We start from the raw sequence: 14,868 nt of genomic DNA on the forward strand, positions 1-14,868 counted from the left end.
CCGCCAGAGACTGCAAATCCATCGTCGGCAGCGGCGCCGCCGTCGTTGGTGGAGCGCTTTCTAAACACCTCCAACCAACCCGTCAACCGTTTTTTCAACCGCCCTGAACTTTTTTCTCCGCAGCGCCGAAGCACCACAAAAAGCACAGAACCAACCCGGTCAACGGACCATCAAGCAATCAATCCACCAGAACCAAGTCCAGCAGACACAATGCCCAACAGTACGATAGATCATTCCACTTGTCCGAAGGCCGAAACCTTCAAAGAACCGTCGGTGATACTGGCCAAAACCACCACCACCCCGCCCCACAACTTGACAAACCAACCGGCCCGTCGTCGTGGGATGCGCTGTATAGGCGTATGATAAAACCGATGCAACAGGTTTTTTTGGCCGGTGGTGATTTTCTCAACCACCCAATATCGGCAGGGTCAATGGTGAATATTGATAACGCGTGCGCTCGCGCGTGAGCGGCTCCCTAAGGCCCCATAATCCCAGCGGCTTCCCCGATCATGGCGAGATTATGAAAGCCAGCATTTTTTTTGCTGTAAACGCGTTCTTTTTGCTCGCATTCAAGGCGTTGGATGGGGATTATCGAGCCCGCACCCAGAAGCCGGAAGCACGGGACCAATGCAGTTACCACAAAAGTGGTGCGCAACGTTCCCGTTGACAGTGATTATCCGGCCACGTGCAGGAGGTTAGCGAGGCACGGCTGCACCGGCTCGTGCGACATGAATTGAACCCGGAAACGGGTGACACCAGGAAGGGGCATAAGGATGGAGGTTCATCCGTGCTGAGGCGTCTGGCAGTCGCGGCCATTGCATTGGTCGCCGTGGGTGGTGGGGGCATCGCCACTTACCTCAACACTTCCTCCGATCCGCATCCTGTTGCCGCCGATACGGCTGGGGCACCGGCGGCACCGCTGGTGGATACGGCCGCATTGAGTATTGATTCAAGCCAGGGTCTGGCCGTTCTGGATGATGGCTGGGGGGATAGTGAGCAGGCTGCCGATCCGGTGGAACGCCGCATGGTCAATCTGGGCAGGGGCGAGACGCTGATGCAGGTGCTGCTGGATGCCGATGTGCCCCAGCCCAATGCCCATGAAGCCATTACCGCCCTGCGGGCCGTTTATGACCCGCGCCGGATGAAAACGGGTCAGCCGATCGAGGTGCTGTTCGACCGGACCGAAGGGGACGGCAAGTTCATCGGTTTCGCCTTCCAGCCGGCTGTTGAACGCTCCGTCGCGGTGAATTTCGACGGGGTTCGGTATCAGGCGGCAGAAACCGCCAAGAAGCTGCAGCGCCGCGCCATCGCGGTGCGCGCCAATATCGATTCATCGCTGTTCGAGTCTGGCCGGAAGGCCGGCGTGCCGATGAATGTGCTGACCAATCTGATTCGCAATTATTCTTACGATGTCGACTTCCAGCGCGACATCCAGCCCGGCGATGGGTTTGAGGTTCTGTACGAACAGTTGGTGACGGAAGATGGTGACGTGGCCAACGGGGCCGGCGAGATCATCTATGCTGCCCTGACCCTGTCGGGGAAGAAGCGCGCCATCTATCGCTATGAGGATGGCGAAGGAATCGTCGAATATTTCAATGGCAAGGGCGAATCGGTCCGCAAGGCGCTGTTGCGCACCCCGATCGACGGGGCCCGGCTGTCTTCCGGCTTTGGAATGCGCAAGCATCCGGTGCTGGGCTTCACCAAGATGCATAAGGGCATCGATTTCGCTGCCCCGACCGGTACCCCGATCTATGCCGCCGGTGGCGGCACGGTGGAGGAAGTGGGGCCCAAGGGCAGCTATGGCAATTACATCCGCATCCGCCATAACAAGGAAATCGCCACGGCCTATGCCCATATGTCCCGATTCGGCAATGGGATGCGCCGGGGTGCGCGGGTAGCCCAGGGTGAGGTGATCGGTTATGTCGGCACCACCGGCCGTTCCACCGGTGCGCACCTGCATTATGAGCTGGTGAAGAATGGCCAGCAGGTGAACCCGCTGTCGGTGGATATGCCCACCGGCCGCAACCTGGACGGCAAGGAGCTGAACCGCTTCAAGGGTCTGGTCGCCAGCATCGACACCCAGTTCGAGCAGGGGCTGACCCAGCCTGACGGCATCGCCATGGTTTCCGCCCCCGCCTCGGCAGCGGTGAAGCCCAAGGCCAAGGGGTGTGACAAGAAACACGGCTGCTGATTTAGAGCGGTTGCAACGAAAGGCCCTGGCTGGAGCGATCCGGCCAGGGCCTTTTGCTTTTCCGGAGATAAGAGACCGGGGGAGGGTTGCCCCCTCCCCCATCACAGGATCAATGCAGCACGGGACGGCTGGCCCCCCAGGCCGAGTCTTCCGGCGGCGGCACGGCGCCATGGACCGCCTGACCATTGATGGTCAGCCCATCGGCCACCGCATCAATGGCGATGTTTTCGCCATCCAGAATGCTGCCTTCCAGCAGCTTGGTGGCCAGCGGGTTCTGCAATTCCCGCTGGATCACCCGCTTCAGCGGCCGCGCGCCATAGACCGGATCATAGCCCTTGTCGGCCAGCCATTGCAGGGCAGCCGGCGTCAGCTCCAGATGCAGGTCGCGGTCGGCCAGCATTTTCTTCAACCGGCCCAACTGGATATCGACAATGCCGGTCATATTGTGACGCGACAGCCGGTGGAACATCAGCACCTCATCCAGCCGGTTGAGGAATTCCGGCCGGAAGGAGGCGCGCACCACCTCCATCACCTGGGTGCGGGCCTGGTTGCTATCCTCCCCATCGGGCAGGTTGGCCAGGAATTCCGACCCCAGATTGGAGGTCATGATGATCAGCGTATTGCGGAAATCCACGGTGCGGCCCTGGCCATCGGTCAGGCGGCCATCATCCAGCACCTGCAAAAGCACGTTGAACACGTCCGGATGGGCCTTTTCCACCTCATCGAACAAAACCACCTGGTAGGGCCGGCGGCGCACCGCCTCCGTCAAGGCCCCACCCTCATCATAACCCACATAGCCCGGGGGCGCCCCGATCATGCGGGAAACGGCGTGCTTTTCCATATATTCGGACATGTCGAGCCGGACCATCGCCGTCTCGTCATCGAACAGGAATTCCGCCAAGGCCTTGGTCAGTTCCGTCTTGCCGACGCCCGTGGGGCCGAGGAAGAGGAAACTGCCGATGGGGCGGTTGGGATCCTGCAAGCCGGCGCGGGCCCGGCGGACGGCGTTGGAGACGGCGATCACCGCCTCCTCCTGACCGATCACCCGGCTGCGCAGCTTTTCTTCCATCTTCAAAAGCTTTTCCCGTTCCCCCGTCAGCATCTTGTCAACGGGAATGCCGGTCCAGCGGCTGACCACGGCGGCAATATCCTGGTCGCGCACGGCCTCGTTCAGCATCCGGTGCTGGCTGGCCTCCTGCGCGGTCACCAGTTTCTTTTCCAGTTCCGGAATGATGCCATAGGTGATCTGGCCGGCCTTGGCCCAGTCACCAGCCCGCTGTGCCTGTTCCAGTTCCGCCCGCGCCCGGTCCAGATCCTCCTTCAGCTTCTGAGCGGAGGTGAGCGTTTCCTTCTCCGCCTGCCACTGCGCCGTCAGTTCGCCGGAACGCTGCTCCAGATCGGCCAGTTCCACCTCCAGCTTTTCCAGCCGGTCCTTGGAGGCCTGATCGGTTTCGCGCTTCAACGCCTCCCGCTCGATCTTCAGCTGGATGATGCGGCGGTCCAGCTCGTCAATGGCTTCCGGCTTGCTGTCCACGATCATGCGCAGGCGCGAGGCCGCCTCGTCGATCAGGTCGATGGCCTTGTCGGGCAGGAAACGGTCGGTGATATAGCGGTTGGACAAGGTGGCGGCCGACACGATGGCGCTGTCGGTGATGCGTACGCCATGGTGCAGCTCATACTTCTCCTTCAGGCCGCGCAGGATGGAGATGGTGTCCTCCACCGTCGGTTCCGGCACGAAAACGGGCTGGAAACGGCGGGCCAGGGCGGCATCCTTCTCAATATATTTACGGTATTCATCCAGCGTCGTGGCGCCGACGCAATGCAACTCACCGCGCGCCAGCGCGGGCTTCAGCATGTTCGACGCATCCATGGCGCCATCGGCCTTGCCGGCACCGACCAGCGTGTGCAGCTCATCGATGAAAACGATGATTTCGCCCGCAGCCGCCTGAATCTCCGACAGCACGGCCTTCAACCGTTCCTCAAACTCACCCCGGAACTTGGCGCCGGCCACCAGGCTGCCCAGGTCAAGCGAGAGCAGTTTTTTGGATTTCAGCCCCTCCGGCACATCGCCATTGACGATGCGCAGCGCCAGCCCCTCAACAATGGCGGTCTTGCCCACGCCGGGTTCACCGATCAGCACGGGATTGTTCTTGGTGCGCCGGGCCAGCACCTGGATGGTGCGGCGGATTTCCTCATCCCGGCCGATCACCGGGTCCAGCTTACCGTCACGCGCGGCCTGGGTCAGGTCACGGGCATATTTCTTCAGCGCGTCATAGCCCTGTTCGGCGGACGCGGTATCCGCCGTACGACCCTTGCGCAGGGCGTTGATGGCCTCGTTCAGCTTTTGCGGCGGGGCACCGGCATCGGCCAGGATCTTGGCCGACGGCGTGCCCGTGCTCAGGGCGAGCGCCAGCAACACCCGCTCAGCGGTGACGAAACTGTCGCCGGCCTTCTTCGCCGCCTCATTGGCGGTTTCGAACACGCGGGCCAGTTCGCGGGTCAGATAGACCTGGGCGCCACCGCCACCCTCCACCTTGGGCAGCTTGCGCAACTCCGCCTCCACGGCGGAAAGCGCCTTGGCCGGGTCACCGCCGCTATTGCGGATCAGGTTGGCGGCCAGCCCTTCACTGTCATCCAGCAGCACCTTCAACAGATGCTCCGGTGTCAGTTGCTGGTTACCGTCGCGCAGCGCCATATTCTGGGCTGCCTGGATGAAGCCCTGGGCGCGTTCAGTATAATTCTTGAAGTCCATGATAGGCACTCATGCTCCCCATTGCTGCCGCATCGTCCCCGCTGGGCCCGATGTTGGCGATGATCCACGTCAATGTGCGATCCGGGAGGGATCGCCTTGAATGTGGGCAGATCGGGTGGCCACCGCAAGACCCACCCGACGCCAGGGCGCGCAGAAATGCATGGTTTTTCACTTTCGGTAAAGAAGGTACGGCTTTTGCAGTGCTTTGCCGGATGGCCGGACCAGGATAGGCTTGGGATGGACGGCCAGGGCCACGGCAAAAGAGGGCGGACCCATGGGTTTCAGCGCAACATTGGGCCAGACGCTTTATCGTTTTGATGATCTGGGCAGCCTGCTGGCCCGCGCCAGCCCGGCCCGGTCGGGCGACCGGCTGGCCGGTGTGGCCGCTGGCAGCGATGCGGAACGGGTGGCCGCCCGGCTGGCGCTGGCTGACCTGCCGCTGCGCACCTTCCTCACCACCGATCTGGTGCCCTATGAGGCGGATGAGGTGACACGGCTGATCATGGACAGCCATGATGGTGCCGCCTTCGCGCCCGTCGCCCATATGACGGTGGGGCAGTTCCGCGACTGGCTGCTGTCGGATGCGGCGGATGGGCCGGCACTGGCCGCACTCGCCCCCGGCCTGACGCCGGAAATGGTGGCCGCCACGTCCAAACTGATGCGCAATCAGGATCTGATCGCCGTGGCGCGCAAATGCCGGGTGGTCACGCGCTTTCGCACCAGCATCGGCCTGCCGGGTCGGCTGTCGGTGCGGCTGCAGCCGAACCACCCCACCGACGATCCCGCCGCCATTGCCGCCTCCATATTGGATGGGTTGATGTATGGCTGCGGCGATGCGGTGATCGGCATCAACCCCGCCACCGACAGTGTGGGCCGCACCACCGAACTGCTGTCGATGATCGACGACCTGCGCCGTCGCTGGGATGTGCCGCTGCAATCCTGCGTGCTGGCGCATGTGACGACGCTGATCCAGGTGATGGAACGTGGCGGCCCGGCCGATCTGGTGTTCCAGTCCATCGCCGGGTCGGAGGCGGCGAACCGTTCCTTCGGCGTCAATCTGGCCATCCTGAAGGAGGCGCATGAGGCGGCCTTGGCCCTGAAGCGCGGCACCATTGGCGATAACGTCATGTATTTCGAAACCGGCCAGGGCAGCGCCCTTTCCGCCGAGGCGCATCACGGGCTGGACCAGCAGACGATGGAGGTACGCGCCTACGCGGTGGCGCGCGCCTTCCGCCCACTGCTGGTCAATACGGTGGTGGGCTTCATCGGGCCGGAATATCTGTATGACGGCAAACAGATCATCCGCGCCGGGCTGGAGGATCATTGCACGGCCAAGCTGCTGGGCCTGCCGATGGGGGTGGATGTCTGTTACACCAACCATGCGGAGGCCGATCAGGATGATATGGACAACCTGCTGACCCTGCTGGGGGTCGCCGGCTGTTCCTTTGTCATGGGCGTGCCGGGGGCGGATGACATCATGCTGTCCTATCAGAGCACGTCTTTCCATGATGCGCTCTATGTCCGCTCCACCCTGGGCCTGAAGCCGGCCCCGGAATTTGAGGCATGGCTGGCGACAATGGGCGTGATGGACAGCCGGGGCCGGATGCGCCCGGCACTGGAGGGGACCGGGGCCGGGCGGCTGCTGGCCAGCAGCACGCCTAAGACGGGGGAAGCAGCATGAGCAACGGCACCTTCGACAGCGCCTTCGACCCCTGGGCCAATCTGCGCCGCTTCACCCCCGCCCGCATCGCGCTGGGGCGCACGGGTGACGGGCTGCCCACCGACCGGCTGCTGGAATTCCAGGCCGCCCATGCGCTGGCCCGCGATGCCGTGCATCAAGCCTTTGATGCGGAAGGTCTGGCCGAACAGCTGGACAGTCTGGCCCATGTGATCGTGCGCAGCCAGGCGCGTGACCGCGCCACCTATCTGCAACGGCCCGATCTGGGGCGGAAACTGGATGAGGCGGACAAGCAGGCCCTGACGGCGATGAACTGCCCGTCCAAGGGCAGCCATGATGGCTATGATGCAGTGATCGTGCTGGCCGATGGCCTGTCCGCCCGCGCCCTGCATGATCATGGTGCCGCCCTGCTGCGGGTGATGATGGAACGGCTGGCGGGCTGGAATCTGGCCCCTGTGGTGATTGCCCGGCAGGCGCGCGTGGCGCTGGGGGATGATGTGGCCGCCGCCCTGAATGCCAGGATGGTGCTGATGCTGATCGGGGAACGGCCGGGCCTGACGGCGGCCGACAGTATCGGCGCCTATCTGACCTTTCAGCCCAAACCGGGGGTGACGCGCGATGCCGAACGCAACTGCGTCTCCAACATCCGGCCCGACGGGCTGCCGCTGCCGGTGGCCGCCGACACGATCGGTTTTTTGATGAGCGAGGCGCGGCGGCTGAAACTGACCGGTATCGGCTTGAAGGAGGATCGGCCGCCGGAACTGGCGCATGATTGAGACTAGATTCAATAAAGGCGACGCCGCAAACCCCTTCCCGAGTCGCCAAACCCCCGTTAACCTTGAATCAAGCCTCAACCCGGCGGGGCGCCCTTAACGGCGGCGGCGCGGACGCGGTGGCTGGGTTCGGCCCCTTTCGGCAGCCGGCGCTCCAACGCCCAGATCAGCGGCGCGCCCAGGAAATTGATGCAAAGTGCCAGCAACGCCACCCGATCCATATGCAGCAGCCGCCCATCCGGGGCGGTTTCCAGCAGGGCGGATGCGGTCAGCGCCGCCGCCCCGCCGGCCACCTGGGTGACCGATTGCACCAGCGCCATGAAACCGGCCCGGTCGGCCGGGGCCGGCACCTTGGAAACAGCGGTACTTTGCGCCACCATCCGCGCCGTGTTGAACAGCATGAAACACGGCACCAGCAGCAGCAGCGGCAGCGACAACCAGAACCAGTCATAATAGATCAGGAAGATCAGCCCGCCCAGCGCCAGCGCCGTCACCAGCGTGACCGGGGCGGAGCCTTTGCGATCCACCAGCGCGCCGGTGGCGCGCATCCCGAAGAAGCTGACCACCCCGCCCACCATATAGAGCAGGCCCAGATGCTCACGCGGGAAGCCCAGATTATATTGGGCGAAGATCGCCAGATTGGTGATCAGCATGAAGCCCGGCACGATGGAGACAAAGGCCAGCGCAAAGGCCAGCCAGGGCAGCGTGCCGGTGCCGATGCGCAGCAGGCGCAGCGGCGCATCGGCCAGCCGCACCGGCGCCCCCGTCAGATGCGCCCGCTGGGGCGGCATGATGAACAGCACGGCGGTGATGATCGCCAGCCCCATCCCCGCCACCACCAGGAAGGGCACCCGCCAGCCGAACAGATGCGACAGTTCCAGTGCCGCCGGGATGCCCAGCACGCTGGAGATGGAAAGCGCCCCCATCACCATGCCCACCGCCTTGCCGCGCCGTTCCGGCGGCACATTATCGGCGACGATGGCCACCGACAGGGCACCGGCCGGCCCGCCAAACAGCCCCGCCAGGGCGCGGGCCGCCAGCAATGACCAGAGATCGACCGAAAAGGCCGCCGCCAGATTGCACAGCAGCAGCCCCACCATGGCAATGCCAATGGCCGGCCGCCGGTCGAACCGGTCCAACACCATGGCTGCCAGCAAGCCGGAAATGGCCGAGGCCCCGGTATAGGCGGCCAGCACCCAGCCGACCCGCGCCGGATCGATCCCCAGGGCCGGCGCGAAATCCGGCCCCAGCGGCATCACCACCATGAAGGAAATGACGCTGACAAATTGCACCGCCGTCATCAGCCAGGCGATGCGTCTTTCATGCGCGAGCAGTTTCAGGGGGAAACTCCCATGTCCGACTTCAGGTGCTTGATGGGTCCGCACCCGATTTTTCCGGTTCTTGTATAAGTAGTTTATGCGCGCGTCCATCCCGCAGCCGTTTTTATGCCAGACTTTCCATCATGTGCCCGTTTACCCGCCAATGAAAGGGCGGGGCGCCCAATTACTGGGCAGCAGGATAAACTGTCGCGCAGCTGTTGTACGCTGATCTGCCATTTCCCGCCCTGGCCCGGATATTGCTGCACTGCAATCCATTGCGCAGCCCCCGGACGGACCGGCCACCGGGAAGCAGGGCGGCGGCGGAACATGCAACGGACAGGGGGTAGCATGGGCAGCGCAACGGGGTTAAAAAAGGAACTGGGGGCACTGCATCTCTGGGGGATTGCGGTGGGTCTGGTGATTTCCGGCGAATATTTCGGCTGGAATTACGGGTGGAAGGAGGCCGGCACCATCGGTTTCCTCTGGGCCACATTGCTGGTCACGCTGATGTACGCCACCTTCATCTTCTCCTTCACCGAACTGACCACGGCCATCCCGCAGGCGGGTGGGCCGTTTGCCTATAGCCGGCGGGCCTTCGGGCCGTTCGGCGGGCTGGTGGCAGGCTATGCCACGCTGGTGGAATTCGTCTTCGCCCCGCCGGCCATTGCCGCTGCCTTGGGCGCCTATGTGCATTTCATGTTTCCCGATATTTCGGTATTGGCGGTGGGGATCGCCGCCTATGTGGTCTTTGTCGGCCTGAATATCGTCGGCGTGAAACAGGCGGCCCTGTTCGAACTGATCGTCACCGTGCTGGCGGTGGTGGAATTGATGGTCTTCATGGGTGTGGTGGCACCGGGTTTCAGTGTCACCAACTTCGTCGCCAACAATGAGGAATTCGGCATTGCCGGCATCCTGGCCGCCATTCCGTTTGCCATCTGGTTCTATCTGGCCATCGAAGGGGTGGCCATGGCGGCGGAAGAGGCCAAGGAGCCGAAGAAGAGCATCCCCATCGCCTATATCACCGGCATCCTGACCCTGGTGGTGCTGGCCATCGGTGTGATGGTGCTGACCGGTGGCGTGGGCGACTGGCGCAATTTCTCCGGCGTGGATTATCCGCTGCCCGAAGCCATGGCCACCGTGGTGGGCAAGGACAGCGGCTGGACCCATATGCTGGTCTCCATCGGCCTGTTCGGCATCATTGCCAGCTTCCATGGCATCATCCTGGGCTATTCCCGGCAGATTTTCGCCCTGGCGCGGGCCGGCTATCTGCCCCAGGTGCTGGCCACCATCCATCCCAAATTCGGCACGCCGCATTGGGCGCTGATCGCTGGCGCCGTCGTGGGCATCATCGCGCTGATCTCCGGCAAGACGGCGGAGCTGATCACCATGGCGGCCTTCGGGGCGCTGGTGCTGTACATCATCTCCATGGCCGCCCTGTTCAAGCTGCGCGCCACGGAACCGGCGATGGAACGGCCGTTCAAGGCGCCGCTCTACCCTGCCTTCCCGGCCATTGCCCTGGTGCTGTCGGTGTTTTTCCTGGTGGTGATGACCTGGTTCAACCCCGGCACCGCCCTGATCTTCGCCCTGATGTTCGCGCCCGCCTATGGCTATTTCCTGCTGACGGCGAAGAACCGGGCGGAACTGGACATCGCCATTCCCCCCAGCCTGGATGTGGCCCCGGCGGAAGGGCTGCTGGCGCGCGGGGATACGGATATCTGACCCGGCCCTCCATTGCGCGCCATTCTGCTGCCGGCCTTGGGGTTACGATCCCCAGGGCCGGCCAGGGTGGGGCCCAGATCGGAACCGGGCAGGCGGGATAGCGGTTGAGGGAATGAGGACGGTTACAGATATGTGCCTGCCAGCGTCACCAGCTCGCCACCCAGACCCAGCTTGAAGCGGGCCACCCCCTTCATGCCATCGCTGTTCAGCCCGCCCAGATCCAGCCAGCGCACCCCATCGGCCGCCAGCCGTCCCATCGCCTCCCGCAATAGCAGATGCTGGGCACAGGCGGTGCGCGCCTCCTCCGTCCCCGCCCCCAGATAATAGGTGGCGGCATGGGCATGGCGGATGAACAGGGCGCCAGCCAGGATGGCGGAACCGCGCCGGGCCACACAGGCCAGCACATCGCGCGGCCGCACCTGCGCCGCCACCAGGGCTGCGGCCTGCCGGGCTGGTGGGGCCATCAGCCCGCGCCGGCGGCGATGGGCATCATGGTGGCGGATGATCCAGTCCAGATCAGCCCCGCCATGGCTGAAGGCGATGGAGAGTTTCTCCGCCCGCGCCTTTTTCAGGCTTTTGCGGAAGCTGCCGCCCAGGCCGGCTTCAATATCCGACACAGTCAGATCCACCCAACTGGTGCTGTAGCCGGTGACCACCCGGCCCATGCCCGCCGCCCGACACAGGGCATCGGCTGTCGGTCCCGCCGGCAGTTCCGGGGTGAACAGGGGAATACGCCCGGTCAGCGGGCGATAGCGGCGGCGCAGCAGCGCCAGCGCCCGGCCCAGCGCCGACGGGTCGCCGCCCTGCAATGGCAGCGGCCCCCGCAGCAGATGGCAAAGCCGCAGCGGCCCCAGCCTTTGTTCGATCACCTGGGCCAGCGCCACCGGCTCCCCCTTCCGCCGCAGCAGAAAACGGCGTGGCACCCGCCCGAAGGCCGCCATCGACGCCCCGAAGGCGAAGCTCTGTTCCAGGGGCGGGCGGGATGTGCGGGCCAGCAGGGCGGACCATTCCCGCTCCCCCACCCCTTCTTCCAACACAAAATCCGCCTGATCTTCCGGGTCTGTCACGGCGCCTGTCGACCTGCCATTGCTGGGAGATGGCTTCAGGCTTATCCTGCGCCGCCATGACAGACAAGCCATCATCAGAAACGGACCTGCCCCCCCTGCCGCGCCGCCGGTTGACGGCGCGGGGCTGGGCCTGTCTGCTGGGCTTTGTCGCCCTGCCGTTTCTGGCCCTCTGCCTGGGGCTGGATTATGTGCTGTACCTTTCCGCACGCGCCGGGTTCGGGCCTTGCCTGTCGCTGTTCTGCCTGGTGCTGGAATAGGCTTCTGCCCCCTCCCGCTTGGACAGAAAGCGCATCAGGGCCAGCGCGTCCGGCGGCGGCTGGCGTTCCAGCCGCCGGTAATCCCGGCAATCCAGCGTGCGGGACATAAGATCCTGTTCCACCATTTCCCGTCGCAACAGCGCGGGATCGCCGAAATGATGTTCGGCGCGCAGCAAGTCACTGATCTGCCGTTCGGTAAAGCTCTGCCGTGCCGGGATGCGGGACCACAGCACCCACAGCACCACCTGCTGTTCGTTGAATTTCGGCGGCCAGCGGACCAGCAGCCCCTGTGCATCGAAATGCCGGGCGATGCGGCGGACGCGGGCATAATCCACCTCCACCACCGGGGCCGGTGGGGCGGGGTTTTCCAGCTTGTCATGCGCCGTCATCTGGGCGCGGAAATGCTGGAAATTGCGATAGCCCGCCCCGCGCGCCAGCATGTTCAGCAGGCTGACATGGCTAAAGGGGCCGGGCTGATCAGACAATTGCTGTTTGAGTGAGCGGGCCAGGGTAGAAATATCCGCCACCTGGAACGGAACCGCGTTCTTCGACATGACAACATCCTCAACAGATATCACCCGTGCCGCATGATTTCCGCCCGCTGGGGGCTGGAAAGCCGGTGGTCGCCACCTTGCCGACGCGCGCACACGGGCGATCCATCAGGATCGGTGTCGGGAGTCGTTGGGAAAAATCGGTTGAAAAACGCCGATGGCAGGTTTAGCGCCCCTGTTGACAACAGGGATGGCGACGCCTGGGTGAACTGCCGACCGGCGGATACAATAACAATCCGCCGCGCGCCGGGCAAGAACGGGATGCTGAACCGGGCTCTTAAGAAGACCAAACTCCCGCACGGCCGGCCTGTGCCGGCCATCCCCTCATGCCCCTCCCGCCCTCTCCTATACGGACCATCGGGCGTGATATGTCAGTGTCCTTCGGGCGTTGCTGCGTTCCCCAACACCGCGTCAAAGAAATCCAGTGTCGCCTGCAGGGCCTTCAGATGGGTGTCGCGGGTGGCCTCCGGCGTGGCGGACATCCAGCCATGGTTGGCGCCGGGATATTCCACCAGCCGGGCCGACACGCCGGCAGCGCGCAGCCTCTCCAGCATCACCCGGGCCTGGATCACCGGCACCGCCGCATCCACCTGCCCATGCAGCAACAGCATCGGCGGGTCTTTGGCATCGACATAATTGATCGGGCCGACCGCCTTGATCTGTTCGGTGCAGCTGGCAGCATCCTTGCAACCCAGGAAATCATGGATCGGTTTGAAATCCTCGGGCGGGCGGGGCCGGTCGGTGACGGTGAAATCATAGATGCCGTACCAGGGCACGGAAGCCTGCACGCAATCACCCTTTTCCAGCGGCACCGACCGGTCACAATCCACCGCCGCCATGGCCGCCAGATGCCCGCCCGCCGAGTCGCCGAACACGCCGACGCGGGTAGGGTCGATGCCGTAATCGGCCGCATGGGCGCGCAGCCAGCGGAGGGCGCTATCGACATCCTGCGCCTGGGCCGGATAGGTCGCTTCCGCCTTCAACCGGTAATTCACCGCCGCCACGGCATAGCCGCGCGCCGCCATATCGGCCAGCACCGCCGGAAAATCGGCAAAGGCCGCCAGCTGGCGCGACGTGCCCATGGCCCAGCCGCCGCCATGGATATAGACCAGCAACGGCCGCTTGCTGGCGCCCGCCTTCATATAGATATCCAGCGTCAGCGGGCGGTAGCCGGGCAGCACGGCATAGGTGATGTCCGGTATCGCCACCACCCCGCCGGGATAGGAGACGCGCACCTTGGGCAGCGTGTCGGCCATGCCCCAGCCAGCACCCACCGCCGCCGTTACGGGCGGACCGGCCAGGGCAGCATTGGGCAGGGCCAGACCAAGCGCGAGAGCCAGGGGCATAAGATTTTTCCGCATGGGGCAGACCTTTGACGGAGGGTTGAGGGAACGGAAAGGCGGCCGGTCAGGCGAGCGGGCTTTGCACCGGTTCGCAACATCATTCCCCAACCAACCTGCCGCGCCCTGCCGGCGCCGCCGCCATGCCCGTCAGGTGGACGATATGCCCCTGCGACCTGACCCGATGGCCGGTTGGTTTTGGCCCCCCTTTGGTTTACCCTCTGGCGGGTTTTCTTCGGGATGCCATCCCTCTACTACCGGGGCACTGTATGTTCGCCATTATCGGCCTGGTCGGCGTGTTCTTCTGCGTCTTTGGTGGCTATGTCATCTTCGGCGGCAAGATGGGCATCATCATCGAAGCCATGCCGAAGGAGGTGATGATCATCGGCGGCTCCGGCGTCTCCTCCTTCCTGATCACCAACAATGCCCATACGGTCAAGGCCTCGGGCAAGGATATTAAGAAGATCTTCGGCGGATCGCGTTTTCATAAGAAAGAATATATCGAGCTTCTTTCCCTGCTCTATCAAATCCTGAAGACGATGAAGAGTAAGGGTGTGCTGGCCATCGAACAGCATATCGAAAAGCCGATGGAGAGTAATATCTTCAACGCCTATCCGGCCGTGATGAAGAGTGAAACGACCGTTAAATTCATTGCCGATTACCTGCGCATGTTTTCCATCGGGGTGGATAATCCCATGGAGATGGAGAGCTTGATGGAGCAGGAAATCGACAAGATGAAGCATGAGGACCAGCACTCCTCCCACGCCATCCAGGGTCTGGCCGACGCGCTGCCGGCGCTGGGTATCGTGGCCGCCGTGCTGGGCATCATCAAGACCATGGGCTCGATCACCGAGCCGCCGGAAGTGCTGGGCAAGCTGATCGGCGGCGCGCTGGTCGGTACCTTCATGGGCATCTTCCTGGCCTATTGTCTGGCCGCCCCCATCGCCGGCCGGCTGAAGGGTATCGCCGACGAGGAAAGCCAGTTCTACGGCGTCATCAAAACCGCCATTGTCGCCCATCTGGGCGGTTACGCCCCCCAGGTTTCCATTGAGGCGGCGCGCAAGAAAGTACCCACCGAATATATGCCGGACTTTAACGAGCTTGAGGAAATCCTTTCCCAGATCACCTAGAAAGAAACTGCCTCAGGGGTTTGGGTTGGCGTAGGAGAGGGTGACGTTGTATCCGAGTTCAGTGAGGCGTCGGATGAGGCGTTTGGTTTGT

11 protein-coding genes are annotated in these 14,868 nt (G+C 63.7%); 6 read left to right on the top strand and 5 right to left on the bottom strand.

The features are described from left to right. Both CHB97_RS26725 and CHB97_RS25155 read left to right on the top strand, forming a co-directional pair. On the top strand, nucleotides 1-363 hold a 363-nt coding region (locus tag CHB97_RS26725; protein WP_211098337.1), incomplete at its 5' end, for a hypothetical protein. Between the two features lie 424 nt (nucleotides 364-787). Further along, nucleotides 788-2,191: a M23 family metallopeptidase gene (locus tag CHB97_RS25155; RefSeq protein WP_244559706.1), complete on the top strand. Its 1,404-nt coding sequence runs from the start codon at nucleotides 788-790 to the stop codon at nucleotides 2,189-2,191. Nucleotides 2,192-2,300: 109 nt separating this feature from the next. Here the strand turns inward: CHB97_RS25155 and clpB are convergent, their stop codons facing one another. Next, complete coding sequence (clpB, locus tag CHB97_RS25160; RefSeq protein WP_089290781.1) at nucleotides 2,301-4,943, bottom strand: ATP-dependent chaperone ClpB; 2,643 nt, start codon at nucleotides 4,941-4,943, stop codon at nucleotides 2,301-2,303. A 274-nt stretch (nucleotides 4,944-5,217) separates the two neighbouring features. On the opposite strand from clpB, the gene CHB97_RS25165 reads away from it, so the two are divergent. Further along, the gene (locus CHB97_RS25165; RefSeq protein ID WP_089290782.1) at nucleotides 5,218-6,624 is read left to right on the top strand and encodes an ethanolamine ammonia-lyase subunit EutB; all 1,407 of its coding nucleotides are present in this window, start codon (nucleotides 5,218-5,220) and stop codon (nucleotides 6,622-6,624) included. Next, nucleotides 6,621-7,397 carry an ethanolamine ammonia-lyase subunit EutC gene (gene eutC, locus CHB97_RS25170; protein WP_089290783.1) on the top strand — a complete coding sequence of 259 codons (777 nt, stop codon included), beginning with the start codon at nucleotides 6,621-6,623 and terminating at the stop codon, nucleotides 7,395-7,397. Before CHB97_RS25165 ends, eutC begins: the two co-directional genes overlap by 4 nt. Nucleotides 7,398-7,471: 74 nt before the next feature. Here the strand turns inward: eutC and CHB97_RS25175 are convergent, their stop codons facing one another. Further along, nucleotides 7,472-8,695: an MFS transporter gene (locus CHB97_RS25175; RefSeq protein ID WP_160106254.1), complete on the bottom strand. Its 1,224-nt coding sequence runs from the start codon at nucleotides 8,693-8,695 to the stop codon at nucleotides 7,472-7,474. Between the two features lie 366 nt (nucleotides 8,696-9,061). On the opposite strand from CHB97_RS25175, the gene eat reads away from it, so the two are divergent. Further along, nucleotides 9,062-10,432, top strand: a complete 1,371-nt coding sequence (gene eat, locus CHB97_RS25180; RefSeq protein ID WP_089290785.1) for an ethanolamine permease — start codon at nucleotides 9,062-9,064, stop codon at nucleotides 10,430-10,432. A 122-nt stretch (nucleotides 10,433-10,554) separates the two neighbouring features. Here eat and CHB97_RS25185 read toward each other — a convergent pair whose 3' ends face one another. The 3 genes from CHB97_RS25185 to CHB97_RS25195 all read right to left on the bottom strand — a co-directional run bounded on the left by CHB97_RS25185 (nucleotide 10,555) and on the right by CHB97_RS25195 (nucleotide 13,653). After that, nucleotides 10,555-11,499: a GNAT family N-acetyltransferase gene (locus tag CHB97_RS25185; protein ID WP_089290786.1), complete on the bottom strand. Its 945-nt coding sequence runs from the start codon at nucleotides 11,497-11,499 to the stop codon at nucleotides 10,555-10,557. A 184-nt stretch (nucleotides 11,500-11,683) separates the two neighbouring features. Then, the gene (locus CHB97_RS25190; RefSeq protein WP_089290787.1) at nucleotides 11,684-12,310 is read right to left on the bottom strand and encodes a DUF2087 domain-containing protein; all 627 of its coding nucleotides are present in this window, start codon (nucleotides 12,308-12,310) and stop codon (nucleotides 11,684-11,686) included. 368 nt (nucleotides 12,311-12,678) lie between these two features. Continuing rightward, complete coding sequence (locus CHB97_RS25195; protein ID WP_160106256.1) at nucleotides 12,679-13,653, bottom strand: alpha/beta hydrolase; 975 nt, start codon at nucleotides 13,651-13,653, stop codon at nucleotides 12,679-12,681. A gap of 263 nt (nucleotides 13,654-13,916) precedes the next feature. On the opposite strand from CHB97_RS25195, the gene motA reads away from it, so the two are divergent. After that, entirely contained in the window at nucleotides 13,917-14,777 is an 861-nt protein-coding gene (gene motA / locus CHB97_RS25200; protein ID WP_089290789.1) for a flagellar motor stator protein MotA, read from the top strand. Nucleotides 14,778-14,868 lie beyond the last annotated feature (91 nt).

Origin of the sequence: Azospirillum sp. RU38E, assembly GCF_900188385.1 — a bacterium.
GTDB lineage: Bacteria > Pseudomonadota > Alphaproteobacteria > Azospirillales > Azospirillaceae > Niveispirillum.